Below are 399 nucleotides of genomic sequence, written 5' to 3'. Positions count from 1 at the left end.
TTTTTTCAGGGGCTTTGATAACAGACTCATCTGGCGGGCATCATCAAACACAATACGCGCCTGATCACGGCTCACGGCGGCGGTGTAAATATCCTGCTGGCCTTGCTCCATTACCAGAAACCAGTTCGCCAGTATCGCGGCAACGGTAGATTTGGCATTTTTGCGCGGCACCTGAATGTAAACACTACGATATTTCCGCCTTCCGGTTGCCTTCACTTTGAAGCCGAACAGATTCGCAAAGGCGAACTGTTGCCACGGTTCGAGAATGATGGGCTTACCGCGCAAGTGGCCTTTGACGTGCGGGTCATGCTCCCAATAGTTAGATCTGTTATGAAAGATAGTATTCACGCTCAATGAACGTACCTACCACTTTGTCATGCATCTCTTCGGATTTGGAAT

At 49.4% G+C, this 399-nt stretch carries 1 pseudogene; it reads right to left on the bottom strand.

The window, feature by feature from the left end:
• Window positions 1-303 (bottom strand): annotated as a pseudogene (locus AACS92_RS04230) (terminase large subunit domain-containing protein); the annotation flags it as partial.
• Between the last annotated feature and the right edge of the window lie 96 nt (window positions 304-399).

The organism is Xenorhabdus sp. KJ12.1 (assembly GCF_963876495.1).
Classification (GTDB): domain Bacteria; phylum Pseudomonadota; class Gammaproteobacteria; order Enterobacterales; family Enterobacteriaceae; genus Xenorhabdus; species Xenorhabdus stockiae.
The sequence above is the reverse complement of the archived record's forward strand: the minus strand, read 5'-3'. Positions and strand labels throughout refer to the sequence as shown.